General features: G+C 63.6%; 5 protein-coding genes and 2 pseudogenes. 3 read left to right on the forward strand and 4 right to left on the reverse strand.

Annotation, left to right across the window (positions count from 1 at the left end; genetic code table 11):
• Positions 1–146: 146 nt before the first annotated feature.
• Positions 147–384 (reverse strand): annotated as a pseudogene (locus E3O67_RS09425) (transposase); the annotation flags it as partial.
• Between the two features lie 124 nt (positions 385–508).
• Here E3O67_RS09425 and E3O67_RS09430 point away from each other — a divergent pair.
• The gene (locus tag E3O67_RS09430; protein WP_255575812.1) at positions 509–952 is read left to right on the forward strand and encodes a tyrosine-type recombinase/integrase; all 444 of its coding nucleotides are present in this window, start codon (positions 509–511) and stop codon (positions 950–952) included.
• A 166-nt stretch (positions 953–1,118) separates the two neighbouring features.
• On the forward strand, positions 1,119–3,134 hold the full coding sequence (locus tag E3O67_RS09435) for an EAL domain-containing protein (RefSeq protein WP_135102538.1): 2,016 nt from the start codon (positions 1,119–1,121) through the stop codon (positions 3,132–3,134).
• A 317-nt stretch (positions 3,135–3,451) separates the two neighbouring features.
• On the opposite strand, the pseudogene E3O67_RS17820 reads toward E3O67_RS09435, so the two are convergent.
• A pseudogene (locus E3O67_RS17820) lies at positions 3,452–4,664 on the reverse strand (IS3 family transposase); the annotation flags it as partial.
• Between the two features lie 184 nt (positions 4,665–4,848).
• Between E3O67_RS17820 and E3O67_RS09450 the strand changes: the two are divergent.
• Complete coding sequence (locus E3O67_RS09450; protein ID WP_135102541.1) at positions 4,849–5,319, forward strand: hypothetical protein; 471 nt, start codon at positions 4,849–4,851, stop codon at positions 5,317–5,319.
• A 267-nt stretch (positions 5,320–5,586) separates the two neighbouring features.
• Here E3O67_RS09450 and E3O67_RS09455 read toward each other — a convergent pair whose 3' ends face one another.
• Together E3O67_RS09455 and E3O67_RS17245 are read right to left on the reverse strand one after the other, a co-directional pair.
• A complete protein-coding gene (locus tag E3O67_RS09455) occupies positions 5,587–6,492 on the reverse strand; it encodes a hypothetical protein (protein ID WP_135102543.1) in 906 nt (301 codons plus the stop codon).
• A 747-nt stretch (positions 6,493–7,239) separates the two neighbouring features.
• The coding region (locus tag E3O67_RS17245; protein ID WP_206750563.1) for a hypothetical protein at positions 7,240–7,570 on the reverse strand (331 nt) is incomplete at its 5' end.

Genomic DNA, 7,570 nt, shown 5'->3' on the forward strand with positions numbered 1-7,570 from the left:
GACGAGATCGTGGCAGAACTCAACAATCGCCCACGGAGAACATTGGGATGGCAGACTCCTCATGAGGTCTTCAGCACCGCATGCGTTGCCTTGACCGCTTGAAACTGTCAGCGCCAACGGACTACTTTTCAACGAGCGTCGACAAGAATGCTGTTCCAGGTGCCATCACCGCTGAAGCGCCGATGGCGTTTCCACACCGTCTGCCATGGACCAAAAACCTCGGGGAGATCCCGCCACGGAATCCCCGCCCGATACCGGTAGATGATGCCCTCCATCACCCGGCGGTGGTCCTGAAAGGGACGCCCGGGACGACCAGACGACGACGGCATCAACGGCCTCGATCCGCGCCCACTCGCTGTCAGACAACACGGCAGTACGAGACAAGCGTTAATTCTGCCGAAAACCCTCACGAGGCTTTAGGAGACACGCCCTAGAACTCGCCCGGCGTTAGTGGTCCTGTTTTCAGTCGGCGTTAACAGCAGGCACGATTTTCAGCCGGAACGGCGAGCTGACCTTCCGGCAAGACCACCCCAAGACCGCCAAATCACGTCGCATTGTTGCACTGCCCACATATTCCGCCGGCGCGGTCCGTCGGCGTCGCGCCAATACCGGGAATAGGGGCCTATCTTCACTGCTTTTCCAGTCCCGGGACGGCACTACTCTGACCACCGCGAACGTGCGTCGACAATTGCGTCACGTGCTCGGGGGAGCAGAGCTCGACGGTGTGACCCCGCACATGTTCCGCCGCACGGTTGCGTCCGCGGTCAACGCCAACGCCAACGCCAACGCCAGCATCGAACTCACCGCAGAGATGCTCGGCCACACGGACGCGAAGATCACGGTGCAGCACTACGTTCAACGTAGCGAGATTTTGCTGACGGGAAACGTCTTACTGATGAGCGTGCAAATTCTCGAATCCGCGCGCGGTCTCGCCTCTGCCGACTGTGACTAGTATAGGAAACCTGCATGGACTCGTAGGCTCATTTATGTAATTCAACTAGGTCGCGCAGCAGATTTTCGGCGCGTACCTGGCACGAATGAAAGGGTTGCACGATGAGTTTCTCCCCTGAGCTTGGTTCGTCGGCGTGAAAACCGATCAATGGTCCGCCCGCGCACGCATGTCAGTCGCGGCCGAATCTGGACTGCGGGCAACCTTTCCTGAGCATCCGACGACCGACCCGGCTGAGAACGATGTCGCGAAAGTGTTAGCCCGCGCATTCGCTGCCACGTCCCAGGCGTCCTTGATTACCGATCCGCAGCAGAGAATTCTTCACGCGAGCAAGTCCTTCACCGCCATTACGGGCTATGACGAGGCCGAGATGCTCGGTCTCAACTGCCGCATTCTGCAGGGGCCTGGGTCGGACCCTGTAATCACGGCGGCAATCCGGCGGGCGTTGAGCTGCGGGGAACCGTACGAGGGGGACATCTTCAACTACCGAAAGGACGGTTCCCCGTTCTGGAACAGTCTGAGCATCAGGCCTCTCCGAGACGAGGCCGGAACGATCACCCACTTCGTCAGCGTCCAGCGCGACGTCACCGCGCGCATGGCACATCAGGAGGGATTGCAGTTCCAGACTGGCCATGATCCGGTGACCAGCCTGCCGAACCGCCGCGCCCTGGACCATCACTTGTCCACACGCAGGCCACGCCAAGGTGCAGCCCTGGCCCTGGTCGACGTCGTCGCGCTCCGATCGATCAACGGTGCTTTTGGGCATAAGGCGGGCGACAGCCTGCTCAAACAACTCGGACGCCGGATGCGAGAGCGGCTGGTGGAAGGTGATTTCCTGGCCAGTCTCGGTGGTGACCGGTTCGCCGTCGTCCTCGAGAACATCGACGGAGGAACTCGGTTGGAGGACTCACTGGGGCGCCTGCACGAGGCCGTGGAGACCCCCTTCCCGTTCACAGACCAGGATCTGGACCAGGACTGCACCATCGACCTGAGCATGGGACTGGCTCGCATCGCGGGTGACGGTGCGGCTGGTTCCCTCCTTCATCGAGCGGACGCCGCCCTCCGTCAAGCCCGAGCGAACCGGCCAGCGGGCCTGTGGTGGTCGCTGGCACCGGACGCTCTCGAGGCAGCGGTAGACCGGAACGTCGACAGGGTGAAGGACACGACGGACGTGCCTGCCGACCGGACCTACCGGGATCACTTGTTCGCCGGAGGGCTGTCCATGTTCATGCAGCCGGTGCTGGACCTGCGCACGGGCGGGCTCCGGCGAGTCGAGGCCCTGGCCCGGTTGACTCTGCCGGACGGAACTGTGATTCCACCGGCCCGGTTCCTTCCCGCCCTGGATGAGGCCGATCTCGACGAGCTGTTCCGGCGGGGCCTGAACGAGGCGCTCGCCTGCATCGCCCGATGGGACGACGAGGGTCTGTCAACCAAGGTGTCGGTGAACATCTCGCCGTCCACGCTCCGGCATCCAGACTGTACACGGTGGGTCGGCGACGCGATCCAGCTCCACGGCATCGAGCCTGACCGGCTCGGCCTGGAGCTGCTGGAGACCCTCGCAATGGAATCCGACGTGCAGATCGAGGCAACCGATCGTCTCCTCAGTCTTGGGGTGGGTCTCTCCCTCGACGATCTGGGCTCGGGGTACAGCACCTTCCAACGCCTCTTCTCGCTGCCCTTCGACATGATCAAACTCGACCGTGGTCTGCTCGTCGACATCCGGTCCAAGCCGGTGGAGACGCTGAGCACCATCGCGGCGCTGACCCAGATGGGACGCGATTTTGGCGTCAGCGTCGTGATCGAGGGACTCGAGGACGGCGGAATGGCAGAGGCCGCAAGTATCCTCGGAGTGCCGCTGGGACAGGGGTACTTCTTCGCCCGTCCGATGCCGGCAGAGAAGGTGCCGCGCTGGGTGGCGGGCTTCACCTTCCCGCTTCAAACCAACGCGTTGCGGAGCGCCCTCGGGGCACTCACCTACCACTGGCAGTTTCTGCGCTGGACCTCGCCCCACTCAACTGTGCTCGCCGACTGTCCGCTGACCGACTTCATCTCGCGCCAATCGACGCCAGCCGCGGCCGCACGCTGGCACGAGCATCAACACGGTCAAGCTCCTGACCCGATGTACGGGCAGATGCTGTCGGATTGGCTCGTCGATCTCGTCCGGGATGAAGTCCTGAGCGCGTAAATTGAGGGCGCGGTGCGTGGCATTAGACCACAGCCGCCTTTCAGCGCTGGAAGTGTACGGATAATACGGGTCTCGACACGCAGCCTATTCAAAGTCGCCTGGCTCTCGACGCGCACTCACAAGGCCTTCCCACGACAGGCAGAGGTCACGGACGCATTATCTACGTCGCATGAGCCGATACCGAAGAAGAGGTTGAGGTGATCGGCGGACACTGACGCGGTGACGACACGGACTCTGCACGGCGGCGTCGCTGGTTCGGAGCGTCTGGTGCGAATCCGCAGATGAACGAGGAGTCAACCAAACCGGGGGCAGTCCCGGACGTTGGCAGGGGTGTTGAGGCCGATGCCCGTGTGCCGGTGGCTGTGGTTGTAACCCTCGACGAAGGCATTCATGAACCGTCGGGCATCGCCGAGGCTGCCGAAGGATTGCGGGAACACGGGGGCGAATTTCAGTGTCTTGAACCACGCCTCCGAATAAGGATTGTCGTTGCTGACCCGGGGCCTGGAGTGCGACTTGGTGACCTCGAGATGCGAGAGCAGCGCGGCGACGGTCTTACTCGTCATCGACGTGCCCCGGTCGGCGTGGACGACCTGCGGGGTGCCATGGATGGAGAAGGTCTCCGTCATCATTTCCGCGGCGAGGATCGCGGACTCGGCCGGATGGACCTTCACGCCAACGATATAGCGGGAGTAGATATCGATCATCACGTAGCAGTCGTAGTACTTGCCCTTGATTGGGCCGGGCAGTTTCGGGATGTCCCACGTATAGACCTGGCCGGGGCCGGTAGCGACCAGTTCCGGGATCGCCCGGGGTGGGTGGCGGGGCAATCGGCGGCGTTCCCTGACCTGCTGGTTCTCGGCCAACACCCGGTAGATCGTGGAGATCGACGCCAAATACACGCCCTCGTCGAGCAGCTGCGCGTAGATCTGGATCGGCGGCAAGTCCACGAACCGGGCCGAGTTCACCACCGCCAGGATCCGGGCCCGTTCGAGGACATCGAGCCGATTCGCCGGCACCAGCACCGTTCGCGCGGTCGGGGTGCGCGGGTCGCGGTCGCCCGCGGCAACCCGACCAGGCTGGCGGCCGTCCGGGTCGGAACGCCGCGGCTGGTGAGGTCGCGGTAGGTGGTCATCACGGTTTCGTGTGCGGTGTTTCGTCCCGCGAGCTCTTCGAAAGATTTTCGAGTAGCTCGTGCATTTTTGACATGATCTCCAACGCCACCCCCGTCGTTTCCAACCGCCGCTCGGTCAGCTCCAGTTGGCGGCGGAGCCTCGCGATCTCCGCCTGCTCGGGCGTGAGCCGACCGATCTTCTCCCCAGGTTTCTTGCCCTGCAAAACCCCCGCATCGCGCAGTTTTCGCCACTCCGTGATCTGCGAGGAATAGATGCCCTGCTCCCGCAAATACGCGCCGCCTCCGTTGCGAGAGATGGCGTCCTCGTAGGCGGCGAGGTGGTCGAGTTTCTGCTTCGGCGTGAACGAACGCCGGGGCGTGGGGCCGCCCGCGCGGGGGCCGGGACTGCTGTTGTTCATGGGACTATCGTCGCGCACGGCGATCAACGAGGGGCTGGACATGGTGGGACTTCCTGATTCTCGCCCTACGTCAAACAGCGGACTTGCTCTGAGCTACTGGCCTCAACTCACCCTGACACGTAGGGCCGTGACGATTCAGTAACGAGGTCAACTGGATTCCCGCAGCGCTCGATACACTCGCGAAATGATATGCACCCGCGTCCGCCTGGTAGCGATCCTCGCGCTGAGCACATCGATGGCTGGTTGTTCCATCGATGGCGGCGATGATTGTCTTGCGGTTGCTTGGGCAAGCAAAGTGTCAATTGAGCTGACGGGCGACACTGGCGACGTTGAGGCCATTGAGCTGCTCTGCGACGGCAGCCCTTGTCAAGACGGTACGGTAGAGCGCTTGAAGGGGCTTGAGAACCCGAATAAACCCACACCGGTTCCCCCCGCAGACGTGACGGATGCCAACGTGACCCAGGTTGACGGCGATACCTGGACTACGTCATTTATGCTCGACGTTCCTGACCGGGCAACGGTTCGTGCCATCGCATCAAACGGTGAGGTGCTCGCGGAGCGCGATGTGATCTTTGAATGGAAACGCGTCGGCGGCTCGGAGCTCTGTGGCGGACCCATGGAAGCTGAACCGATCACTCTGGATATCCGGCCCTAAATCACAAGCGATTGCGCGGGTGTAGCAGATTGCTCTCCGGCAGCAGCAGTAACGGGCGGCAAGCAGGTGTGGCTCCGGATGCGGGCTGGATTGGGTCGACGAGGACCGGACACTCTTGCATCGTTGCGATTCTTCAGGGGGCCAGGTCGCCCATAAGTCGGGCGTCCACGGCAGCAGATTCGGCGCCAATTCGCCGAGGTTCCGAGGTCCCGGGGGAGAGGCGTCACCGTGGTCGCGTATCCTCAGGGGTCTTGCCGGGTAGTTTGTCTAGCCGCCCGTCCAGGCGTCCACGCTGATGTCGAACCCGGCAGCGCCGCAGGCCGCGCTGACACCGGTCAGGGCTTGACCCCACTCTGGCGACAGCGGATCGATTGGCTGGTTGGCCGACGACGGCAACAGGTCCTTTAAGGTCTCCACCTGGTCGGCCACCGCGGAGCCGGGCACGGTGTCCACTCGGGCCGTCAGTCGCGCGACGAGCCGGGCGGCCCCTTCAAACTCCTGCTGTAATGAGGGCTCCGCGAGGAGCGAACCGTGCACATTGTGCATAAATGTGAAAACGTCACTCACCTGCGCGCACGTTTCCTCCACGGTCACAGTGGGGGTGGGAGGCGATGCGGTGACGAGCGAGGCATCCGTTTGAGTGCCGACGACGAAACCGACACCCAGTGCGATAAGGATGCCGAGAATCAGGAGGGCGTTGCGGCTGCGTCTCCCGCCGGGCAGCGCGGTCTCGTCGAGTGGCTCCTCAACAAGCTGTTGGAACGAACCCTTGGAACTCACCTCGTGCACTGTCCGGGGACCAGCCACACTCGGTGCCGCCGGTGGGCCGGGGGAGCGGGCTGGCTGGGTGACGGCCCCGGATTCTGCCGACCTGACCGCGATGGCAATCGCGGCACGGTCGGCGGCAACCGTGGCCTGCAGCTCCCGCAGGGCGAGCGTGGCCTGTGGATCGCCAACGGAGTCGCCGTTCGCAGAGAAAACGCGCTTCTGAAGGTCGCGCAGCTGGTTGGTCGGGGACGGTGTGCCATCCGGTGCTGCGTCCGCGGGGTGTGCCGCCCACCAGAGAGCGTTGAGCACGTGCTGGTCGCCCGAATAGGCGACCCGCACCGCCGCCAGGAAGGCCGGATCACGCTGCGCTCGAGCGAAAATGTCTTCGTCGCCGTGGCCACGCACCAATGAGAGCCCCCAATCATTTATTCGGCCAGCATGGCACAGTGCCCGCGCCCCGCGCCGCCGCGCCAGCCGGTGCGCCGCCAGCCGGCGTCGCGGGGGAGCTGCGCTGCTTCGCGGCAGGCGTGCCACGCGCTCAGCGGCGCACGATGCGCGCGAGACGGATTCTGCGGTACCGGCCCCACGGCTGCCGCGGACCGGGGAGATGAAGGACCTGGCCCTCGACAGTGACGGCCCCGTGTGCCCAGCGTGCTGGGCCGAGATGACCAACGACGGCGTGGACCCTGCCGAGGGACTCGAGTCCTGTCACCGGTGTCCGCGCTGCAAGCTGGTCGCCGTCGTTGCGGGCCTGTGGCCCGAGTAAGCGTCACGCGGGTCGCCCCGGACCGTGGCGCCGCTTACTGGCCGGGAGCCCGATACGCCGGTGTCTTCTTGACGGCGTCGTCGTCGAGATCCTCCACCGTCAAGAGCGGGTTCAATCGCACGGGCACGGATCCCGTCAAATTGATCAGGAGCGGGAGGGCCGCAGCGTCGGACGGCTTGGGGATCTCGATGACCCCCAGATCGTCGATCTCCCCGAAGCGTGGTAAAAACCTTCGACCGACCGACCGACCGACCGACCGACCGACCGACCGACCGACCGAGCGGAACTGGAGGTGCTGTTGGCCGAATTGTCGTCGCTGAATGCCGACGAGAGGTCTGACAGGACTTCGCAGGAAACGTTCAAGGCCTCATATGCGATGAAACTCGTTAGCCGATCACAAAGCCGGAAGACAGAATTGCCGCAACAGAGCCAACAACCCCAACGATCACCAACGCGATCGTCGTACCATTGGCGATGCTGGGTGCCCGAGCCGAAGGTGCGATGAAGGCCAGGACGACCCCGCCGGCAAATACAATGCCCACGGCTACCATGCCAACCACGGCAGCGGCATCTCGATCCGATGACCCACAACTCACCGAATCAGACTCGGCGAGTTCAGTTGGTGAGAGCAACACCCTGAGTTCTGTGGGGTGTTGTCGATGGCTCGACCGTTGTCGCCTTTGAGTGTCCGTTTGTCGTTCTGGGAGGGGGTGGACG

The sequence above is a fragment of the Cryobacterium sp. TMT3-29-2 genome (assembly GCF_004564305.1).
Taxonomy (GTDB): domain Bacteria; phylum Actinomycetota; class Actinomycetes; order Actinomycetales; family Microbacteriaceae; genus Cryobacterium; species Cryobacterium sinapicolor.